At 68.4% G+C, this 18,447-nt stretch carries 20 protein-coding genes and 1 tRNA gene; 3 read left to right on the forward strand and 18 right to left on the reverse strand.

Going from position 1 to position 18,447, the window contains the following annotated elements:
- Nucleotides 1–66: 66 nt before the first annotated feature.
- Nucleotides 67–1,287: a GAF domain-containing sensor histidine kinase gene (locus tag QMZ16_RS00760; RefSeq protein WP_282601722.1), complete on the forward strand. Its 1,221-nt coding sequence runs from the start codon at nucleotides 67–69 to the stop codon at nucleotides 1,285–1,287.
- Between the two features lie 84 nt (nucleotides 1,288–1,371).
- On the opposite strand, the gene QMZ16_RS00765 is transcribed toward QMZ16_RS00760, so the two are convergent.
- The 14 genes from QMZ16_RS00765 to QMZ16_RS00830 all read right to left on the reverse strand — a co-directional run bounded on the left by QMZ16_RS00765 (nucleotide 1,372) and on the right by QMZ16_RS00830 (nucleotide 11,777).
- Nucleotides 1,372–1,447 (reverse strand) — tRNA-Phe (locus tag QMZ16_RS00765).
- Between the two features lie 83 nt (nucleotides 1,448–1,530).
- Complete coding sequence (yacG, locus tag QMZ16_RS00770; RefSeq protein WP_282601723.1) at nucleotides 1,531–1,692, reverse strand: DNA gyrase inhibitor YacG; 162 nt, start codon at nucleotides 1,690–1,692, stop codon at nucleotides 1,531–1,533.
- Nucleotides 1,692–2,741, reverse strand: coding sequence for a ribonuclease E/G (locus QMZ16_RS00775; protein WP_282601724.1), 1,050 nt, complete (start codon nucleotides 2,739–2,741; stop codon nucleotides 1,692–1,694). Before QMZ16_RS00775 ends, yacG begins: the two co-directional genes overlap by 1 nt.
- Nucleotides 2,738–3,340, reverse strand: coding sequence for a Maf family protein (locus QMZ16_RS00780; protein WP_282601725.1), 603 nt, complete (start codon nucleotides 3,338–3,340; stop codon nucleotides 2,738–2,740). Before QMZ16_RS00780 ends, QMZ16_RS00775 begins: the two co-directional genes overlap by 4 nt.
- A gap of 25 nt (nucleotides 3,341–3,365) precedes the next feature.
- On the reverse strand, nucleotides 3,366–3,584 hold the full coding sequence (infA, locus tag QMZ16_RS00785) for a translation initiation factor IF-1 (protein ID WP_022707441.1): 219 nt from the start codon (nucleotides 3,582–3,584) through the stop codon (nucleotides 3,366–3,368).
- A gap of 87 nt (nucleotides 3,585–3,671) precedes the next feature.
- Nucleotides 3,672–4,730, reverse strand: a complete 1,059-nt coding sequence (locus QMZ16_RS00790; protein WP_282601726.1) for a hypothetical protein — start codon at nucleotides 4,728–4,730, stop codon at nucleotides 3,672–3,674.
- 61 nt (nucleotides 4,731–4,791) lie between these two features.
- Nucleotides 4,792–7,431, reverse strand: coding sequence for a sensor histidine kinase (locus QMZ16_RS00795; RefSeq protein WP_282601727.1), 2,640 nt, complete (start codon nucleotides 7,429–7,431; stop codon nucleotides 4,792–4,794).
- Nucleotides 7,421–7,690 carry a hypothetical protein gene (locus QMZ16_RS00800; RefSeq protein WP_022707444.1) on the reverse strand — a complete coding sequence of 90 codons (270 nt, stop codon included), beginning with the start codon at nucleotides 7,688–7,690 and terminating at the stop codon, nucleotides 7,421–7,423. The genes QMZ16_RS00795 and QMZ16_RS00800 overlap by 11 nt, the downstream gene beginning before the upstream one ends.
- Nucleotides 7,683–8,042 carry a response regulator gene (locus QMZ16_RS00805; protein ID WP_022707445.1) on the reverse strand — a complete coding sequence of 120 codons (360 nt, stop codon included), beginning with the start codon at nucleotides 8,040–8,042 and terminating at the stop codon, nucleotides 7,683–7,685. Before QMZ16_RS00805 ends, QMZ16_RS00800 begins: the two co-directional genes overlap by 8 nt.
- Before the next feature lie 54 nt (nucleotides 8,043–8,096).
- Nucleotides 8,097–9,377: a helix-turn-helix transcriptional regulator gene (locus tag QMZ16_RS00810; RefSeq protein WP_282601728.1), complete on the reverse strand. Its 1,281-nt coding sequence runs from the start codon at nucleotides 9,375–9,377 to the stop codon at nucleotides 8,097–8,099.
- Nucleotides 9,374–10,213, reverse strand: a complete 840-nt coding sequence (locus tag QMZ16_RS00815) for an ATP-binding protein (RefSeq protein WP_282601729.1) — start codon at nucleotides 10,211–10,213, stop codon at nucleotides 9,374–9,376. The genes QMZ16_RS00810 and QMZ16_RS00815 overlap by 4 nt, the downstream gene beginning before the upstream one ends.
- Complete coding sequence (gene tatC, locus QMZ16_RS00820) at nucleotides 10,210–11,064, reverse strand: twin-arginine translocase subunit TatC (protein WP_022707448.1); 855 nt, start codon at nucleotides 11,062–11,064, stop codon at nucleotides 10,210–10,212. The genes QMZ16_RS00815 and tatC overlap by 4 nt, the downstream gene beginning before the upstream one ends.
- Before the next feature lies 1 nt (nucleotide 11,065).
- Nucleotides 11,066–11,524 carry a Sec-independent protein translocase protein TatB gene (gene tatB / locus QMZ16_RS00825; RefSeq protein WP_282601730.1) on the reverse strand — a complete coding sequence of 153 codons (459 nt, stop codon included), beginning with the start codon at nucleotides 11,522–11,524 and terminating at the stop codon, nucleotides 11,066–11,068.
- 19 nt (nucleotides 11,525–11,543) lie between these two features.
- Complete coding sequence (locus QMZ16_RS00830; RefSeq protein ID WP_022707450.1) at nucleotides 11,544–11,777, reverse strand: twin-arginine translocase TatA/TatE family subunit; 234 nt, start codon at nucleotides 11,775–11,777, stop codon at nucleotides 11,544–11,546.
- 130 nt (nucleotides 11,778–11,907) lie between these two features.
- On the opposite strand from QMZ16_RS00830, the gene QMZ16_RS00835 reads away from it, so the two are divergent.
- On the forward strand, nucleotides 11,908–12,525 hold the full coding sequence (locus tag QMZ16_RS00835; protein WP_282601731.1) for a MarC family protein: 618 nt from the start codon (nucleotides 11,908–11,910) through the stop codon (nucleotides 12,523–12,525).
- Nucleotides 12,525–13,088: a TIGR02281 family clan AA aspartic protease gene (locus QMZ16_RS00840; RefSeq protein WP_282601733.1), complete on the forward strand. Its 564-nt coding sequence runs from the start codon at nucleotides 12,525–12,527 to the stop codon at nucleotides 13,086–13,088. Before QMZ16_RS00835 ends, QMZ16_RS00840 begins: the two co-directional genes overlap by 1 nt.
- On the opposite strand, the gene QMZ16_RS00845 is transcribed toward QMZ16_RS00840, so the two are convergent.
- The 4 genes from QMZ16_RS00845 to QMZ16_RS00860 all read right to left on the reverse strand — a co-directional run bounded on the left by QMZ16_RS00845 (nucleotide 13,089) and on the right by QMZ16_RS00860 (nucleotide 18,396).
- Nucleotides 13,089–13,388 carry a putative quinol monooxygenase gene (locus QMZ16_RS00845; protein WP_282601734.1) on the reverse strand — a complete coding sequence of 100 codons (300 nt, stop codon included), beginning with the start codon at nucleotides 13,386–13,388 and terminating at the stop codon, nucleotides 13,089–13,091.
- An 81-nt stretch (nucleotides 13,389–13,469) separates the two neighbouring features.
- Nucleotides 13,470–15,743, reverse strand: coding sequence for an FdhF/YdeP family oxidoreductase (locus QMZ16_RS00850; RefSeq protein WP_282601735.1), 2,274 nt, complete (start codon nucleotides 15,741–15,743; stop codon nucleotides 13,470–13,472).
- A gap of 66 nt (nucleotides 15,744–15,809) precedes the next feature.
- Nucleotides 15,810–16,799, reverse strand: a complete 990-nt coding sequence (locus QMZ16_RS00855) for a bile acid:sodium symporter family protein (protein ID WP_282601736.1) — start codon at nucleotides 16,797–16,799, stop codon at nucleotides 15,810–15,812.
- A gap of 13 nt (nucleotides 16,800–16,812) precedes the next feature.
- Nucleotides 16,813–18,396, reverse strand: a complete 1,584-nt coding sequence (locus QMZ16_RS00860; RefSeq protein ID WP_282601737.1) for a gamma-glutamyltransferase family protein — start codon at nucleotides 18,394–18,396, stop codon at nucleotides 16,813–16,815.
- Between the last annotated feature and the right edge of the window lie 51 nt (nucleotides 18,397–18,447).

The raw sequence follows: 18,447 nt of genomic DNA on the forward strand, positions 1-18,447 counted from the left end.
TTACTTTGATCTATGAAAAACTCGGCCTATCTGTGACCCGTAGGACAGCCCCGAGAGAGTATGAAGATGACCGGCGATACGCCCCACCGGTTGCAGGACCACGCCGCCTTCCGCTCGGGCGCGCATGATTTCCAGGCCGATATCGAACGTCTTGCCACCAACGAGACGATCCGCACCATCCTCGAGACCGTGATGCTGGCGACCGAGATGCGCTTTGCCGCCGTCGCCCGCGTCACCGAGGATCGGTGGGTCGCCTGCCGCACCGTGGACGAGATGAGCCTGGGCCTGGCCGAGGGCGACGAGATCGAGGTGCAGTCCACCTTCTGCCAGCAGGTCCGCCAGTCGTCCTGCAAGGTCGTGTTCGACGACGCCGCGAACGATCCGGTCTATCGCGGGCACGCCATCGCGGAACGGTTCGGGATCGTCGCCTATGCCTCGATCCCGATCCATCGCAGCGACGGGTCGTTCTTCGGCACGCTCTGCGCGCTGGACAGCCAGCCGCGCGACGTCACGAACCCCCGCGCCATCGCCATGATGGAGATGTTCGCCGACCTGATCGGCCAGAGCCTCGAGACCGAGGAACGGCTGGAGGCGCAGGACCTTGCGCTGCAATACGAACGCGACCTTGCGCGCCTGCAAGAGGAGTTCGTGGCGATCCTGGGCCACGACCTGCGCAACCCCGTCGCGGCCTTCCAGGCGGGCCTGCGCCAGCTTGGGCGCGAACCGATGGGCGAGACCGCGCAGATCCTGCTGCCGCTGATGCAGTCGTCGGTCCAGCGCATGAACGAGCTGATCAACAATATGATGCTGCACGCGACCGACCGGCTTGGCGGCGGGATCCGCGTGGCCAAGACCGATGACGCGCCGCTGGCCCAGACCATATCCCAGATCGTCGAGGAGCTGCGGATCGCCAGCCCCGACCGCCAGATCCTTCTGGACCTCGCGCTGGACCGCCCCGTCGCCTGCGATGCGCAGCGGATCGGTCAGGCCATTTCCAACCTGCTGTCGAATGCGCTGACCCACGGCCTGCCCGACGCCCCCGTCGAGGTCTCGGGCCGGATCGGCGAAACGGGTATCACCATCACCGTTCGCAACCGTGGCCGCGACATCCCCGAGGAAACGCGCCGCAACCTGTTCCGTCCCTTCCATCGCGGGCCTTCGGCGGGCGGTCAGGGTCTTGGTCTGGGACTGCACGTGGCCGCATCCATCGTCGCCGCGCATGGCGGCGGGATCGAGGTGACCTCGACCGACGGGCTGACCGAATTCACGATGCAGCTGCCGCACTAGGCGGCTGTATCGAAAGGGAAACGAAGCATCGAGGACCGAACGGATCGACCGTTTCGGCAAGGCTTCCATCGCTTTGGGAAAGGATGGTGCCCGGAGGCGGATTCGAACCACCGACACGCGGATTTTCAATCCGCTGCTCTACCAACTGAGCTATCCGGGCCCCTGTGGCGACTGCTTCGTCGCCGGGTGTGGAGCGGTGTTTAGAAGGGGTTGGCGGGACTGTCCAGACCCAATCTCAACTTTTTATCGCCCTTCTTCGTTGTCCGATGAAATCTCTTCCAGGGGGGTGCCGGGGATGACGTATTGGCCCCGCAACCACTTGGCCAGATCGACATCCGCGCAGCGCTTAGAGCAGAACGGACGGTACCGCTCCACGCTGTCCTTGCTGCAGACGGGGCAGGCCATCAGCCCTGCCCCGAAGCCAGCAGCGACAGCGCCACGCGGTCGCGCTTGCGCGTCATCTCGAACAGGCCCATCGCGGTCCAGCCAAGCAACGTCGCCTCGGCGCCCGACTGGCGGAAGACCGACTGCATCACCTGGTCCAGCGTCGCGCGGTCGCGCTTGGGCATGGGGGCGAAATCGACCGCGATCTGGCCGCCGATGCCGCGCAGCGCCAGCTGGCGCGGCAGGTCGCGGGCCAGCGCGATATTCGCCTTCAGCCCCGCAGCGGGCGAGCTGTCGGCCCCGGTATTCACGTCGATCGCGGTCAGCGCCCGCGTCGTCTCGATCCAGGCATGACCGCCGCCGGGCAGCGCGATGCGCGGCGACAGCAGTTCGTCCACGGCGTCCAGCACGTTGCAGCGCTCGAAGCTGTCATCGCCCTCCTCGACCGAATCGGGCTGGGGGTCGTTCCAGTCCAGCGCCGCCAGTTCGTGCGGGGACGGTGCGTCCAGCAGCAGCTCGGGCCCGCCATCCGCATCGGCCAGGATCTGGTCCGCAAGGCCTGCCAGCTCGGCGATCTCGGCGGCGATGTCGTCGTCATCGGCACCCTCGGCCGCGCTGCGCAGGATCGCGCCATAGGCGCGCTCGCCCATCGCGTCGCGGCCCAGCTGCTCCAGCTCCTCTCGGCGGGCGGTCTCGCGGATGCGGCGCGAGACGTTGATCCCCGCGGCCCCCGGCGTCACCAGCGCAAGCGCGCCGCGGAAGATCAGCTTGTTCGAGACGGGAATCGCCTTCCCCTCCTCGGCGACGCCGCTGATCTGCACCAGAATGCTGCCACCCTCGGTCAGGCCGCGCCGTTCGCGAAGATAGCCGCTGGCCCCGTTCGGCAGGCGCAGGAACACACCGCCCTGCCCCTTCATGAAGCGGCCGACCGTGGCGCGGCAGATCGCGCCGGGGGCAAGATCGGTGATCGCATCGGGCGCGACCAGCAGATCGACAAGCTGGCCGTCCTGCATCAGCGCGGCGGCTTCCTGGCCGAAGATGCGGCCCAGAACGATTTCACGTCCCTTCATGCGTTTGCTCCTTCAGGGGCGGGAAAGATGCCTGCCGATGCAAGCAGGCTGGCGGTTTCGGACAGGGGCAGGCCGACCACGGCCGAGTGCGACCCCTCGATCCAGGGGATGAAGGCGGCGGCGGCGCCCTGGATGGCATAGCCCCCGGCCTTGCCCTCCCAGTCGCCGATATCGAGGTAACGCTCCAGCGATGCCTCGTCGATGGGACGCATCCGGACGCGGGTGGTCACCAGCCTTTCGCGGATGCCGGTCGCGTCGCGCACGGCAAGCGCGGTCAGGACCAGGTGCCTGCGCCCCGACATCAGCCGCATGAAGCCTGCGGCCTCGGCGCGGTTCTCGGGCTTGCCCAGGATGCGGCGCCCGACGCTGACGGTGGTATCGGCGGTCAGCACGACCTCGTCCGGGGCGACGTCCAGCGCCTCGGCCTTCTGACGGGCCATGCGGCGGACATAGTCGCGGGCGTTCTCTTGCTGGTGGGGGGTCTCGTCGATATCGGCCGGTCGCAACGCGGCCGGCCTGATACCAATCTGGGACAGAAGCTCCAGCCTGCGAGGGCTGGCCGAGCCGAGGATCAACCGTTTCGTGGCGATGCCGGCCATCTGCGGACCTCCGTTGGCGGGGGTCTTACTTGAAGCGGTAATTGATCCGGCCCTTGGTCAGATCGTAGGTGTTCATCTCGACCTGAACGCGGTCGCCAGCAAGGACGCGGATGCGGTTCTTCCGCATCTTTCCTGCCATATGCGCAATGATCTCATGGCCGTTTTCAAGCTCGACCCGGAATGTCGCATTGGGCAGGAGTTCCTTCACGACGCCGGGAAATTCGAGCATTTCTTCCTTGGCCATGGTCACTCCATAATGATCGTTCCGCAGGATTCGGAACGCAGAGTAAATGCGTCCGACCGGAGAGGATTTCAAGGAAAAAGAGCGGGCTCACGCCGTTTCGCGGCCCTTCGCGGCGCCTTCCTCGGCGGAAGGGGGGCTGCGGAACGGGTCCGGGCGGCTCAGATCGACGGGCGGGGCGGCGGGGCGCAGGGGCTGTGCGGTATCGGTCGCGGCACGGGACGCGGGGTCCGAAAGGCGCAGCGCGTGGCAGCCCTCGGCCTCGCCCAGGCGTCCGCGCGACAGGACCTGGCCGTCGCCCGTCTCCAGCGTGGCATCCTGAAGTGCGGCCTTGGGAAGATAGAGAAGCCTGCCGCCCAGCATCGCGCGCAATTCCCCGAGCGATACGGTCTTGCGGCACAACACGCCCTGCAATTCGACCACCGCCTCCTGCATCGGGGGCGCAAGGCTGGGGCGCGGGGCCGCCGGTCGGGGCGCGGGTCGCGCCGGTGCCGTCACGGGTGCCGCAACCTCCTGCCCCTGCGGCAGGATCAGCATGACGCGACCCTCGCGGACATCACCCGCGCCCAGCCGGACCTGCATGTCGATGCTGCGATGGGCCACATCCTCCAGCATCAGCGCAAGGGGGCGGGCATCCTCGACATGGGTCAGGAAACGGAAGCCCGCGATGGGCGCATAGCCGGGAATCGCGCGCATCTCGGATGTCAGCTCGGCCAGGAAGCGGTCGATGAAATCCGCGCACAGGGCCGCATCGCTTCGGGTGGGCCTGCGGCGATCGAGGGGGCGCGCCGTGACGCGCCCGAGGGCCTGCACCTCGATCAGCGCGGCCGCGACCTCGGGGGACAGGGCGATTGCGCCAAGCTGCTCGCCCGGGCCCTGAAGCAGCGCCAGCAGCGGCATGTCGGGCAGCAGTTCGGGCAGCTCGGCAAGGGTCAGCGCACCCGGCGTCACCGCAAGCGAACGCAGCGGCAGCGAGTAAAGCGCCTCGGCCGCGCGACCGATGGCTGCGGCGGCAGCGCGGGCGGGCGTCACCTTGGGCGCGGGCGGCAGATCGGGCGTCTCGGCCGCAACGGGATCGTCGCGCCGCTTCAGCAATCCGCGCAGCACCGTGCCGCGCGTTTCCGTCCGTTCCGTATCGCCTGCAGTCATGTCACGCCCGAATCGCAGCCCCGTTCGCACTCAGCCTGACCCTAATCCGGTTTCCAAACCGTTAAGCCTGCTGAACGGGCGGGCGCGCCGGCAGCACGATGCGGAACGCGGCCCCGCCCTGCCCCGGCAGATAGCTGATCGAACCGCCAAGCGTCTCCATGATCTCCTTGCAGATCGCCAGGCCCAGACCCGCCCCGCCGGCCTTCGCCGGGTCGTTCAACCTCGAGAACTTCTCGAAGATCAGCGACTGGCGGCCCGCGTCGATGCCGCTGCCATTGTCCACGATGTTGATGACCGCACCCCCGGTATCGGGCCTGCGCACCCGGATGCGCAGCGCCGGATAGGGGGCATCACAATATTTCCGCGCATTGCCGATGACGTTGATCAGCACCTGCAGCAGCCGGTCCGCATCGGTGATCACGCCCAGATGCTCGGACGGCAGATCGCGGTCGATGACGAAGCTGCGTTCGGGCCGCGTGGCCGATGCGGCGGCCAGCGCGCGGGCGATCAGGTCGTGCAGGTTCGCCGCCGTCACCGACAGTTGCGCGCGCCCGCTTTCAAGGACGGACAGGTCCAGCAGGTCGTCCAGGATGCGTGTCAGGCGACCGGCCTCGTCATGGATGATTCCCGCGAATTTCTTTCGTTCCTCGTCACTTAGGGACGAATCCTTAAGTATTTCCGAGAATGCCCGGACCGAGGTCATGGGCGTGCGCAGCTCGTGGCTGATCTGCCCCAGAAAGGCGTCCTTCTGCACCGACAGCGCGGTCAGCTTGTCGTTCACCTCCCGCAGCTGGCGGGCGGTGCGGGCCAGCTCGGATCGCGCGGCCTCGAGACGCTGCGTCTCCTCCTTGGCGCGGTGGGCCTCGTCGGCAACCTGCAGCAGATCCGACACCGTCAGCGCGACGCCCCCCGCCACGCGGTCGATCATGGCATGCGCGGTCGCCGATCCGATGGAGCCTGCCAGCCGCCGTTCCAGCGCGGTCAGGAAGCGCGGCGTCAGGTCGGGCAGGAACCCGGACTTGCCCTGGGCCTGCGCCTCGGCCTGGAAATAGCGCAGCGCGGCATCGGCGCCCCAGACGCGGCGGGCCATCGCCAGAAGCGGCTCAGCCCTGTCGTCGCCGCGCGCCATGCGGCTGTGGCGGATCGGCTCGACCGCGGACACGAAGGACAGCCCCTGCAGACGCTCGACCGGGTCGGGAAAGCCGAAGATCGACACGCCGATGAAGGCCGCCGTGTTCAGCGCCAGCGACAGCGCGACGGCCGCGGTCCAGGGATCGACCCCCGCAGGGACCGGCAGATCGCCCCCCATCCCGACCGAGGGCAGGAAGATCAGCGCCATCCACAGCGCGAATCCTGTGCAGATCCCCGCATAGGCACCCTTGCGGTTCGCGCCCCGCCACAGCAGCCCGCCCAGCATCGCGGGCAGCACCTGCGCCATGCCGGTAAAGGCCACCAGCCCCATCGCCGCCAGCGCCGCCGCCCCGCCCGAGGCCTGGTGATAGGTCCAGCCCGCCGCCATGATCGCAAGGATCGCCAGCCGCCGCGCGTTCAGCACGAAGCCGCGCAGGTCGTCCGTCCCCTCGCCCGCGGGAATGCGCCGCAGCGCCAGCCAGCCCGGCACCAGCCAGTGGTTCGACACCATCGTCGCCACCGCGATCGCGCAGACCACCACCATCGAGGTCGCCGCCGAGAACCCGCCCAGAAAGACCAGCAGCGCCAGAAGGTCCTGCCCCGCAGCAGCAGGCAGCGTCAGCACGTAAAGATCGGGATTGGCCCCCGCGGGCAGGATCTCGGCCCCCATCACGGCGATGGGCAGCACGAACAGCGACATGGCGAACAGATATGCCGGAAAGGCCCAGCCCGCGACATGCAGGCGCTCCTCGTCGGCGGCCTCGACCACCATGACCTGGAACATGCGCGGCAGCGTCAGGATCGCGGCACCCGAGACGAGGATCAGCGCCGTCCAGCGGTCGGGCTTCAGCACCCACCCGCCCGCAAAGCGCGGATCCTGCGCCGCGTCCCCGATGCGGCGCAGCATGTCCACCGGTCCGTCGGCCAGCCCCCAGACGACGAAGACCCCAAGCGCCATGAACGCCGCCAGCTTCACCACCGCCTCGAGCGCGATGGCGGTCACGACCCCGTGGTGGCGCTCGTCGGCGGCAAGGTTCCTCGTGCCGAACAGGATGGTGAACAGCGCCAGCCCCCCCGCCACCCACATCGCGGTATTGCCAAGCGCCCCGCCCTCGGACGGGCGGCTGGTCGCGAACAGCTCGAACGAGAGGCGCACGGATTGCAGTTGCAGCGCGATATAGGGGGTCGAGGCGATGACCGCGATCAGCGTCACGATGGCCGCCAGCCGGTTAGACTTGCCGAACCGCGCCGAGACCAGGTCCGCGACCGAGGTGACGTGATGCATCCGCGCGACCCGCACCAACCGACGCAATCCCCACCACGCACCGGTGAAGACGATGGTCGGGCCAAGATAGATGGTCGCGAATTCCAGCCCCGACCGCGACGCGTATCCGACCGCGCCATAGAAGGTCCAGGCGCTGCAATAGACCGACAGCGACAGGGTATAGACCAGCGGGTGGTCCAGCCAGCGCACATGGCCCGCAGCCGCCGCGCGATCCGCGGCATAGGCCACGCCGAACATCAGCGCGACATAGCACAGGCAGGTCGCCAGCAACGCCTCAAACGGCATCCGGGTGATCCTCGGCTGCGCGGTTGGCGGTGGCCTCGGCCCGCAGCAGAGCGCGGTGCAGCGCGAAGACCGCAAGGATCAGCGCGGCCCACAGGCCGAAGAACCAGACGGCCCCCGTGGCAAAGCTGATCGCGGCGGGCATCCACCAGACCGGCACCAGCATCAGGACCATCGCAAGGACCGGCAGCACGCGCGCCGCATCGCCCAGCCTGCGCCTGCGAAACGAGGCGCGTTCCAGGAACAGGGGCCGCTCAGGCACGGATCAGCCTTCGGACCAGCCTGCGCAATTCGTCATTGTCGAAGGGCTTGGCCAGGACCGCGTCGGCCTGCTCGGCGGCCTCGGTATCGCCGCGCGCGGTCAGCATCAGCACCGGCGTCGCCGCAAGCGAGGCGTCGGGCGCCTGCCGCAGGTCCAGCAGGATTTCCGCCCCCGAGCGGTTGGGCAGCATCAGGTCCAGGATGACCAGCCGGGGACGGCGCGTGCTGATCGCCTCGACCCCGCCTGCCCCGTCGACATGCAGATCCACCTGCCAGCCGTCGCGCGACAGGATGAAGCGGACCGCCTCCGCGATGTTGGGCTCATCCTCGATCATCAGGATGTCAGGCTGCATCCGGCTCCCCTCCGACGACGCGCCCGTGATATTGTCCCGCAGGCGGCCCGCTTGTCAAAGGCCCGTGCGCGGCCCCTGCGGCACCAGGATCGAGGGTTCGCGCCGCGCCACGCAATCGCTGCGCGGGCAGATGCGGCAGGCGGGCCCCACGGGCAGCGCATCGTCGGGCGCGGGCCCGTCCAGCGGGATCATCAGCATCGTCACCTCGGTCAGCCAGGGGCCGTGCAGCCCCAGGGGTTGGCGGCGGCTGGAATGGCTGATCGTGGCGAAGGCGCGACCCTCGGTCGTGACGACGTGATGGGCCAGCGCGACCTGCGGCGCGGCCAGCGCCTGGAACAGCGGCCACAGCGCGCAGCTGTCGCCCGGGCGCGGCAGGGCAAAACCCTTGGCGGCGCGGCGCAGCGTCAGCATCCCCGACGCATCGCAGACCAGCAGCCCCGTGCCCGCGAACCCCTCGGGTTGCAGATCGACGATGCGGCGCATCACCAGATCGACGGGCAGGTCCAGACGCGCGGCAAGCGCCACCACGTCGCGATCGGCGCGCAGCCCGTCCAGCAGCGCCTGGTCCGGCAGCATCTGCCGGTCGCGCGCAAGACGCTGGCCTATGCCCGCCGCCATCTGCCGCGCCGCGTCCGAGGACAGCTGGATCGCCGGATCGGCCCCGTCGGCCAGCCATGCCTCGACCTCTTCCTGCGGCGAGGCGGCGGTGCCCTCGGCCTCGAAGCTGTCAAGATAGGCCACGAGCGACTGCGCGGTCACCGACAGGCGCTGGCTGTCCTGGTGCAGGTTCGCGTGGAACCGGTCGCGCCATTCGGGGGCGACCTCGCCATCCTCGACCAGGATCGCGGCGGTCGACCGGACCGAGGTGACCGCCGACAGCACCTCATGCATCGTCGTCAGCAGATAGGGGTCCTGCGTCATGCGGTCCGACATGTCGACAAGCTGCCGTTCCAGCGATGCCGCGCGCCGCGACTGGGCGATCAGCAGCTCGGACCAGCCGGGATACCGGGCCAGGAACTCTGCCAGTTGTTCCAGCTCGGGGGGGCTGTCGCCGACGACGGGATGGGCCGCGGCTTCGCGCAGGGCGGCGATGCGGACCTCCTCGCGGCCCTCGGACAGTTCCTCGGGGGTGATCTGCAGCTCGGCCGCCAGCTTCTCCAGCAGCTCGGCGCTGACGGGGCGGCGGTTGTGCTCGATCAGGTTCAGATAGGCGGGCGAGATGCCGACCGCACGCGCCACGTCGCTTTGACGGCGGTCCTGCGCCATGCGGCGTTCGCGGATGCGCGTGCCCAGCAGGACGTTCGGCCCCGTGCCGCTGTCACGAGCGGGCGTCACAGTGCGATCCCGTGCCGCCCCGCCAGATCGGTGAAGAACTGCCACGCGACCCGACCCGAGCGCGACCCGCGCGTGGCCTGCCACTCGATCGCCTGCGCGCGCAGGTCGTCCGCAGCGATGCGCAGGCCATATGCCGCGCAATAGCCGTCGATCATCGACAGGAACTGGTCCTGGTCGCAGGGGTGGAAGCCCAGCCACAGGCCGAAGCGATCCGACAGCGACACCTTCTCCTCGACGGCCTCGGCGGGGTGGATGGCGGATGAACGCTCGTTCTCGATCATGTCGCGGGGCATCAGGTGGCGGCGGTTCGACGTCGCATAGAGGATGACGTTCGACGGACGCCCGCTGATCCCGCCATCCAGCACGGCCTTGAGCGACTTGTACTGCGTGTCGTCATGGCTGAAGGACAGGTCGTCCGAAAACAGCACGAAGCGCTTGTCGGGGGCCGCGGCCAACAGCGACAGCAGCCGACCCACCGATGCAAGATCCTCTCGTGCGATCTCGACCAGGACCAGGGGAAGGTTTTCGGCCACGGCGCGGGCATGGACGGCCTTGACCAGCGAGGATTTTCCCATCCCCCGCGCACCCCACAGCAGGGCGTTGTTCGCCGCGTGGCCGCGCGCGAATTGCAGCGTGTTGGCCAGCAGCGTGCGCTTGGCACCGTCGATGCCCAAAAGCAGGTCCAGATCCTGCCGGTCCACATCGGGCACGGGAACCAGCCCCTCGGGGTCGGTGCGCCAGACGAAGGCGGTCGAGGCGTCGAAATCGGGGGCCGGACGCGGGGGCGGCGACATCCGCTCCAGCGCTTCGGCGATGCGGGTCAGATCCTCGGTCACTCGTCCTCCTCGACCCACAGACCCTGCGCGCGCAGCTCGGCCTCGCGGCGTTTCTCGATGCGGGCGACAAGCTGGATCGAGATCTCGTAGAGGCCGTAGACCACGGTGAACAGCACCACCTGCGAGATGACGTCGGGCGGGGTCGCGACCGCGGCAAGCACCAGGATCGCCAGCACCGCATAGCGGCGAACGGCGCCCAGCCCCTCGGCGGACACGAGGCCAGCCTTGCCCAGCAGCGTCAGCGCGACCGGCAGCTGGAAGCTGAGCCCGAAGGCCAGCAGGAACTTCATCGTCAGCGCAAGATATTCCTGCATCGAGCCCTGGAAGGCGATGCCGGCCACGTCGCGCGTGGTCGTCACCTCGTCCGCGGTCGCCACCACAGGCGCCTGCTGGAATCCGAGGAAGAAGTCGTAAGCCATTGGCAGGATGACGTAATAGGCGAATGTCGCACCAATGGCGAACATCACCGGCGAGGCTATCAGGAACGGCAGGAATGCCGCCTTCTCGGACCGGTAGAGACCCGGCGCGATGAAGCGCCACAGCTGGTTGCCGATGACCGGGAAGGCCAGGACGAAGCCGCCGAAGAAGCTGATATTGACCGCGGTGAAGAAGCCTTCCTGCAGCTTGATGATCTGCAGCTGGCAGCTCTGGTCGCGTTCGGCCAGCGCCTGGCAGATCGGCTGGGTCAGGATGTTGTAGATCGGCTTCCAGACCGTATAGCACAGCACCATCGCGATGACGAAGGCCACCAGCGACCAGATGATGCGGGTGCGAAGCTCGGCCAGATGCTCGATCAGCGGGGCCGAGCTGTCGTCGATCTCGTCCTCGGGACGCGTCGTGTTGTCGGCCACGTCAGTCGTCTTTCATATCGGAACGGCGAACCGGATGCAGGCTGCGGCCGGTCGCGTCAGGGGTCGCGTCGGGGGTTTCCGGCACCGCCGCATCGGCAGCCCCGGGCGTTTCGGGGGCAGCGGGTTCGGGTGCGGCGGGGTCGGCCTGCACACCGCCCTTGGCGGCGGGCATCTTCGGCTCCCACTTCTCGAACCGGTCGGCGGCGCGGTCCAGCGCGTCGAGGCCAAGCCCCTTCTTGCTGGTCAGGGACTTCATGTCGCGCAGCGACCCCGCAGCCTCGTCCAGGCCGGAGCTGCGGGCGGCGTCTTCCATCGCCGAGGTGAATTCGCGGCCCATCGCGCGCACGCGCGCCATGATGCGGCCAAGCGAATGGAACAGATGCGGCAGGTCCTTGGGACCCACCACGATCAGGGCGACGATGCCGATAAGCAGCAGCTCGCTCCAGCCGATATCCAGCATGGGACGCGCCTTTCCGGGATCAGCTGCGGTCGGTCGTGTGCGGCGTCACGTCGCGCGCGGTCTTGCCGGGGACTTCCTCGTCGGTCTTCGAGGCGTTCTCGATCTCGTCCGCGCCGTCCTTGACGCCTTTCTTGAAGGCGGTGATTCCCTTGCCCACTTCGCCCATCAGCGACGAGATCTTGCCCCGTCCGAACAGGACAAGCACGACGACCGCGATCAGAAGAAGGCCGGGAAGGCCGATATTGTTCAGCATTTGACACTCCATCGCCGGGCGGTCCGACCGCCCGCGTGGCCATGTCTAAAAGGTCGCGGCGGCATTTGCAAAGCCCTTTGACGTGAACGCGCCACCTTGGCACGGCCAGCCGGTCGCGCGATAAGGCGACATGGACATGGCCGCATACATCACCGCCTTCGTCACGCTGTTCGTGGTCATCGACCCGATCGGCCTGACGCCGGTCTTCATCGCGCTGACCCCCGGCCAATCGGCCGAGCAGCGCCGCCGCATCGGCATCCGCGCGCTGTTCATCGCCGCGATCCTGCTGATGGTCTTCGGCCTTGCAGGAGAGGCGATCCTGTCGGGCATCGGCATCTCGATCTCGGCGTTCCGGATCGCGGGCGGGCTGCTGCTGTTCCTGACCGCGCTGGACATGCTGTTCGAACGCCGGACCGAGCGCCGCGAGGACAAGGCCGACAGCGACGATCCCGGCCAGGATCCTTCGGTCTTTCCGCTGGCCATGCCGCTTCTGGCCGGTCCCGGTGCGCTGGCCACGATGATCCTGCTGGTGGGCGAGGGTCCGAGCGTGGCGCATGTGCTGATGGTCAACCTGGTGATGCTGGTCGTGCTTGGCATCTGCATGGTCCTGTTCGTGCTGGCGACGCCCCTGGCGCGCGCCCTGGGCCGGACCGGCGTCATGGTCGTCACGCGCCTTCTGGGCATGCTGCTGGCGGCGCTGTCCGTTCAGTTCGTGATCGACGGGCTGAAGGGCTCGGGGCTGTTCTGATGGGCGCGGGGGACTGGCCCAGCCTCGTCTTCTACGGCCTGCTTCTGGTCTTCATCGGCGGCGCCGTCATCGTCGAGTTCAGCGGTCGCGGCGGTCGCGCCATCCGCATGGCGGCCGTCTGGGCCGTGATCTTCGCGGCGGGCACGCTGGCCGCACACTGGTGGATGGGGTCGGAACAGACCGTCACGCAGGACGGTCGCCGGATCGAGGCCCGCGCCGGCCCGAACGGGCATTTTCACCTGACCGCCGACGTGAACGGGCAGCCCGTCCGCTTCATCGTCGATACCGGCGCGACGGGGATCGCCCTCACGCGCGAGGATGCCGCCCGGCTGGGGCTGGACCCCGACAGTCTTCGCTTCGACGGGCAGGCCATGACCGCGAATGGCGACGTGCCGACCGCGCGGGTGCGGCTGGACCGCTTCACCCTGGGCGGGATCGAGGATCGCGCCGTCCCCGCCACGGTCGTCGGCGGGGATCTGGGCGCGTCGCTGCTGGGGATGAGCTATCTCCGCCGCTTTGCCCGCGTCAGCTTCGAGGGCGAGAGGCTCATCCTCGAACGCTGATCACTTCGCGAAGGGGCGCACCATCTTCACGTCGGATGCGCCACCCTCGGCCATGCCGGTCAGTTCGGCATTGAAGGCGACGGTATGGGGCGCGTCGATATGGGTGCGGAACGCCGCCTCGTCGCGATATTCCTCGACGATGGTAATGCCGCGCCCGTCGGGGCCGTCACCCAGATAGATGTAGAACAAGAGGTTCCCCTCTTCGGCGCGGACATCCTGCGCCAGTTGCGCCAACCGATCCTCGACGGCCTGTTCCCGGCCCGCAAGGGGGGTGATGCGTGCGATCACGCCAATGGTCATGATGCGTCCTTTCCTGTCTGCGCCAGATGCGGCGCGGCAGCCCGGATAACGCCCCGGACCGCCCTGCGCCAGAGGCCGCGTTCAGGCGCCGATATCCAGCCGCACCGGAATGCCCTTGGCCGCGGGCGTGCCCGAGGCCAGATCGTGACGCGACAGCGGCGACAGCGGGTTCAGTTCGGGGAAATATCCCGCGATGCAGCCCCGCGGCAGATCATAGGGAAGAACGCGCAGCCCCTCGACCCGGCGGCGGATGTTGTCGTCCGCCGCACCGTCCAGCGCGATCCTCTGTTCGGGTTCCAGCCCTTCGGCCATCATGTCGTCGGGCGACATCATGATCAGCATCCGGTCGCCCTCGATCCCGCGCAGGCGGTCGCTGTAGCCATAGACGGTGGTGTTGAACTGGTCGTTCGACCGCAGCGTCATCAGGCGATAGACGCCCTCGCGTTCGCCCAGGCCCGTCTGGTCCAGCGCGACGGGGACGGTGAACTCGGCCTTGCCGCTGGCGGTGTGCCAGATGCGCTGCCCCGCATCGTTGCCGCGATAGAAGCCGCCCTCCCAGTGCATCCGCTCCTCGTAGTCGTAGAACTGCGCCGAGTAGATGCGGCTGATCGCCTTGCGGATCAGCGAATAATCGCGCCCCCAATCCTGCCAGGGCAGGTTCGGGTTCGGCTCCAGCACGGCATCGGCAAGGGCGGTGATGATCGCGGTCTCGGATCGCAGGGTGGGGTCGGCGGGCTTGCGCCTGCCGATCGAGGCGTGGATGTGGCTGAAGCTGTCTTCCATGCTGACATGCTGGTTAACGCCGTCGCGGATGTCCTCTTCCTGACGGACGAGGCAGGGCAGGATCCACGAGGACCGCCCCGGCAGCAGATGCGTGCGGTTCAGGCGCGTGGCGATGTGGACGGTCAGCTGCATCCGGCCCCATGCCTCGGCCACGCGGTCCTGGTCGGGCACGGCGCGGACAAGATTGCCGCCCAGCCCGATATAAGCCTGCGCCTCTCCGTCCAGAAGCGCGTTGAGGAAGGCGGTCGTGTTCCACCCCTCCTCCATCGGGGGTTCGATGCCGAATTCCTCGCGCAGGCGGTCGTTCGGGACCTGTTCGGGCTTTTCCGCGATGCCCACGGTGCGCTGGCCCTGCACGTTGGAATGGCCGCGGACGGGGCTGCATCCCGCGCCGGGGCGGCCGATATTGCCGCGCAGCAGCAGCAGGTTCACCAGCGTCCCGATCGCGTCCGAGCCGTGGACATGCTGCGTCAGCCCCATGCCATAGATGCCCATGACGGCCTTCGCCTCGGCATAGATGCGGCCCGCATCCTCCATCTGGGCGCGCGGGATGCCGGCGACACGTTCAAGATCGTCCCATTCCTGCGCCCGCACCCAGTCCATCCAGGGCTGAAGATCATGCGTATGCTCGGCCAGGAAGTCGTGGTCCAGAACGCCGCCCCGGCTGTCCTCCAGTTCCAGCACATGCTTGGCGATGCCGGTCAGCACGGCGATGTCACCGCCCGCGCGCACCTGAAGATAGCGGTCGGCGATCTCGGTCGCGCTGCCCATGGTCATCTGCCAGGGCCGCTGCGGGTTCGCGAATTCGATCAGGCCCTTTTCCTTCAGCGGGTTGATCGCGACGATGTGGCAGCCGCGTTCGGCCGCCTGCTGCAACGGGTGCAGGATGCGCGGACTGTTCGTGCCGGGGTTCTGCCCGACATAGAAGATCGCGTCGCAATGCTGGAAATCGTCCAGCGTGCAGGTGCCCACGGGCGACCCGATCACCTTCTTCAGCGCGACCGAGGTCGTCTCGTGGCACATGTTCGAACTGTCGGGCAGGTTGCAATGCCCCCAGGCCCGCGCGAACAGCGCCCAGAGGAAGGACGGCTCCAGCGCAGCCTTGCCCGAGGCGTAGAAGCAGGTGCGCCTGGGGTCCAGCTCGCGCATCTCGGCGGCGATGGCGGCGATGGCCTCGTCCCAGTCCACTTCCAGATAGCGGTCGGTCTCGGCGTCATAGCGCAGGGGACGGGTCAGACGGCCCGCCATCTCCAGGTCGTATTCGGACCATCCGTAAAGCTCGGTCACGGTATGGTCGCGGAAGAAATCGGGGGTGCAGCGGATGCTGGTCAGGTCCCATGCGGTCGCCTTGGCGCCGTTCTCGCAGAACTCGACCTTGTGGGGGTGGCGCGGCTTGCCCCAGGCGCAGGAGGTGCACATCGTGCCGCCCTGCTTGTTCTGGCGCAACAGGGTTTCGGCCATGCCGGGCACGGGACGGGCGGCGCGCGTCACCTGCGCGATGCCGCGGGGCGACCCCCAGCCGCCGACCGGACCGTCATATGAATGGGGCGTGGGACGTTCGCGGTCGGTCATGGCTTCCTCGTATGTCGGTGGCACGGACAGCGTAATCGTCGAACGTGTCCGCGCAAAGCGGGTTCCTCAGGCGGCGGGCATCCCGTGCCGCGCGGCGCGGCGGGCGCCCGACTGGGCGATCACCGCGCAGGCCAGCAATTGCGCCATGTGATAGACAAGTACAGGCAGAACCGTCGCACCCACGATCGCGGCGGGGAAAAGTGCCGTCGCAATGGGCAGACCCGAGGCCAGGCTTTTCGTCGAGCCGCAGAAGAACAGGACCGAGCGGTCGGCATCCGGCAGCCCGCACAGCCGGCCCAGGCCCGCGACCAGCGCGAAGACCAGCGCCAGCAGGATCAGCATGACCAGGATCAGCACGATCAGCGCGGTCGGCGGGATCTGCGCCCACAGCCCCGACACCGTGCCCGCCCCGAAGGCCGAGTAGACGATCAGCAGGATCGCGCCGCGGTCCACGACCAGCGTGGCGTTGCGGTGGCGCTGCACCGTCGCGCCCACCCAGGGGCGCAGCACCTGCCCCAACACGAAGGGCAGCAGGATCTGCGTGCCGATGCGCAGGATGGCCGAGGGGTCGATCCCCCCGTCGCCCACCTGCAGGAACAGCGCGACCAGCAGCGGCGTCAGCACGACCCCCACCAGGTTCGACAGCGACGCCGCGCAGATCGCGGCGGGCACGTTGCCCTGCGCGATCGACACGAACGCGATCGAGCTTTGGACCGTGGACGGCAGCAGCCCCAGGAACACCACGCCGGTCGCGACCTCGGGGCCCAGCAGCGGGCCGAAGATCGCGGCCACGGCCATCGCCAGCACCGGGATCAGCACATAGGTCGATGCGAAGGTCAGCCCCTGCAGCCGCCAGTTCAGCATCCCGGCCCGAACCGAGGCCGGGTCCAGCTTCGCGCCGTACAGGAAGAACAGCAGCGCCACCGCGAAATAGGTGAAGCGCCCCAGCCCCTCGGCCGCGATGCCGCGTGCGGGCAGGACCAGCCCCAGCAGGACCGCCCCCAGAAGCATCAGCATATAGGTGTCGATGCCGATCCGTTTCAGTCGTGCGAACATGCCCGCCTCCTTCTCAGATACCCGCCGCCATGCCGTCCTTGCGGCTGTCGGACCCACCTTCGAGGCCCCCCGCCACGGGGCGGATCGCCTGCGCGCCGCCGATGGGGCCCTTGACGCGGTTCACCCGGTGCCCCCGCGCGGCCAGATCGGCCAGCACGTCATCGGGGATCGTGGGCTCGACATCCAGCCGCCCTTCGGTGGCGAAGCTGCGCGGACGGTCGATGGCGTCCTGCAGGGACATCTCCTCGTCGATGACGCCCGACAGGAAGGCCGCGTGGCCCGCCGCCTGGTAATGCCCGCCCATGACGCCGAAGGGCATCATGCCGCGATCCGTGCGCAGCATGCCGGGGATGATCGTGTGCATGGGACGCTTGCCCGGCGCGATGGCGTTGGGATGCGCGGGGTCCATGCGGAAGGACGCGCCGCGGTTCTGGAACAGCACGCCCGTCGCCGGATCCAGCCGGGTCGAGCCGAACGGATGGAAGATGGAGTTGATGAAGGACACCGCGTTCCCCTGCCCGTCCACGACGCACAGATAGATGGTGTCGCGATGCTCGACCTCGTCCCACAGGGCGGGTTCGCCCGCGCGGGTCATGTCGATGCGGTCGCGCATGGCAGCGATGGCGCGGTCCGACAGAAGCGTTTCGACAAGCCCCTCGCAGGCACCCGCATCCGCGATCAGCGCGTCGCGGTGGTGATAGGCGATCTTGGTGGCCTCGGCCTGGACATGGATGCGGTCGGCAGGCGACAGCGAGGCCATGTCGAAGCCCTCGATGATCTTCAGGATCACCAGCGCCGCAAGCCCCTGCCCGTTCGGCGGGCATTCGAACACCTCGTGCCCGCGATAGGTGGCGCTGATCGGATCGGTCCAGAAGGCGGCATCCGCGCCATTGGCGAAGTCCTGCTCCGTGTGCAGGCCGCCAAGCGCGTTCAGATGCGCCACCATGCTGCGCGCCGTCTCGCCGCCATAGAAGGCTTCGGGGCCCTTCTGCGCGATCTCCTCCAGCCGGTCGGCCAGCAGGGGCTGGGCATGGCGGTCGCCCGCGACGGGGGCCTTGCCGTCCGGCAGGAAGACCCTGGCCGCATGCGGATCGGCGCCGATACGCCCGGCCTCGGCCGCCCAGTCAAAGGCCACGCGCGGCGTCACCGGATAACCCGCGCGCGCACATTCGATGGCGGGTGCGAACAAATCCGACAGCGGCAGGCTGCCCATGTCGGCATGCAGCCGGCACCAGGCCGAGACCGCGCCGGGAACCGTCACCCCATGGGCGCTGTCCAGCGGGATGTGATCGCCGACGCCCGCCTCGCGCAGCGCCTCGACCGTGGCGGCGGCGGGCGCCTGCCCCGATCCGTTCAGCGCGCGCACCTGCCCGTCGGCCCCCGCGACCAGCGCGAAGCAGTCGCCGCCGATGCCCGTCATCAGCGGATCGACCACCGCCTGCACCGCACTGGCTGCAATTGCGGCATCATAGGCATTTCCGCCCCTCGACAGGATCCGAAGACCCGCCGAAGTTGCAAGCGGGTGGGACGTGGCTATCATCGCACCGGAAGCGAAGCCCGCCGCCCGGCGCCCGTTGAAGAAATCGAACCCTGTCATGAACCTTCCCCGCCTGCCTGAATCGAATTTGCGTGATCTTGGTGAAAGGTA

The organism is Paracoccus sp. PARArs4, assembly GCF_947311865.1.
Classification (GTDB): domain Bacteria; phylum Pseudomonadota; class Alphaproteobacteria; order Rhodobacterales; family Rhodobacteraceae; genus Paracoccus; species Paracoccus zeaxanthinifaciens.

What these genes read in the sequence shown, in the direction of transcription:
- QMZ16_RS00850 (WP_282601735.1), bottom strand. Translation starts at nt 15,743, where the DNA reads ATGACCGACCGCGAACGTCCCACGCCCCATTCATATGACGGTCCGGTC.
- QMZ16_RS00780 (WP_282601725.1), bottom strand. Translation starts at nt 3,340, where the DNA reads ATGGCCGGCATCGCCACGAAACGGTTGATCCTCGGCTCGGCCAGCCCT.
- QMZ16_RS00775 (WP_282601724.1), bottom strand. Translation starts at nt 2,741, where the DNA reads ATGAAGGGACGTGAAATCGTTCTGGGCCGCATCTTCGGCCAGGAAGCC.
- QMZ16_RS00795 (WP_282601727.1), bottom strand. Translation starts at nt 7,431, where the DNA reads ATGCCGTTTGAGGCGTTGCTGGCGACCTGCCTGTGCTATGTCGCGCTG.
- tatB (WP_282601730.1), bottom strand. Translation starts at nt 11,524, where the DNA reads ATGCTGGATATCGGCTGGAGCGAGCTGCTGCTTATCGGCATCGTCGCC.
- QMZ16_RS00860 (WP_282601737.1), bottom strand. Translation starts at nt 18,396, where the DNA reads ATGACAGGGTTCGATTTCTTCAACGGGCGCCGGGCGGCGGGCTTCGCT.
- yacG (WP_282601723.1), bottom strand. Translation starts at nt 1,692, where the DNA reads ATGGCCTGCCCCGTCTGCAGCAAGGACAGCGTGGAGCGGTACCGTCCG.
- QMZ16_RS00760 (WP_282601722.1), top strand. Translation starts at nt 67, where the DNA reads ATGACCGGCGATACGCCCCACCGGTTGCAGGACCACGCCGCCTTCCGC.
- QMZ16_RS00830 (WP_022707450.1), bottom strand. Translation starts at nt 11,777, where the DNA reads ATGCTGAACAATATCGGCCTTCCCGGCCTTCTTCTGATCGCGGTCGTC.
- QMZ16_RS00805 (WP_022707445.1), bottom strand. Translation starts at nt 8,042, where the DNA reads ATGCAGCCTGACATCCTGATGATCGAGGATGAGCCCAACATCGCGGAG.
- QMZ16_RS00845 (WP_282601734.1), bottom strand. Translation starts at nt 13,388, where the DNA reads ATGACCATTGGCGTGATCGCACGCATCACCCCCCTTGCGGGCCGGGAA.
- QMZ16_RS00840 (WP_282601733.1), top strand. Translation starts at nt 12,525, where the DNA reads ATGGGCGCGGGGGACTGGCCCAGCCTCGTCTTCTACGGCCTGCTTCTG.
- QMZ16_RS00835 (WP_282601731.1), top strand. Translation starts at nt 11,908, where the DNA reads ATGGACATGGCCGCATACATCACCGCCTTCGTCACGCTGTTCGTGGTC.
- QMZ16_RS00790 (WP_282601726.1), bottom strand. Translation starts at nt 4,730, where the DNA reads ATGACTGCAGGCGATACGGAACGGACGGAAACGCGCGGCACGGTGCTG.
- QMZ16_RS00855 (WP_282601736.1), bottom strand. Translation starts at nt 16,799, where the DNA reads ATGTTCGCACGACTGAAACGGATCGGCATCGACACCTATATGCTGATG.
- infA (WP_022707441.1), bottom strand. Translation starts at nt 3,584, where the DNA reads ATGGCCAAGGAAGAAATGCTCGAATTTCCCGGCGTCGTGAAGGAACTC.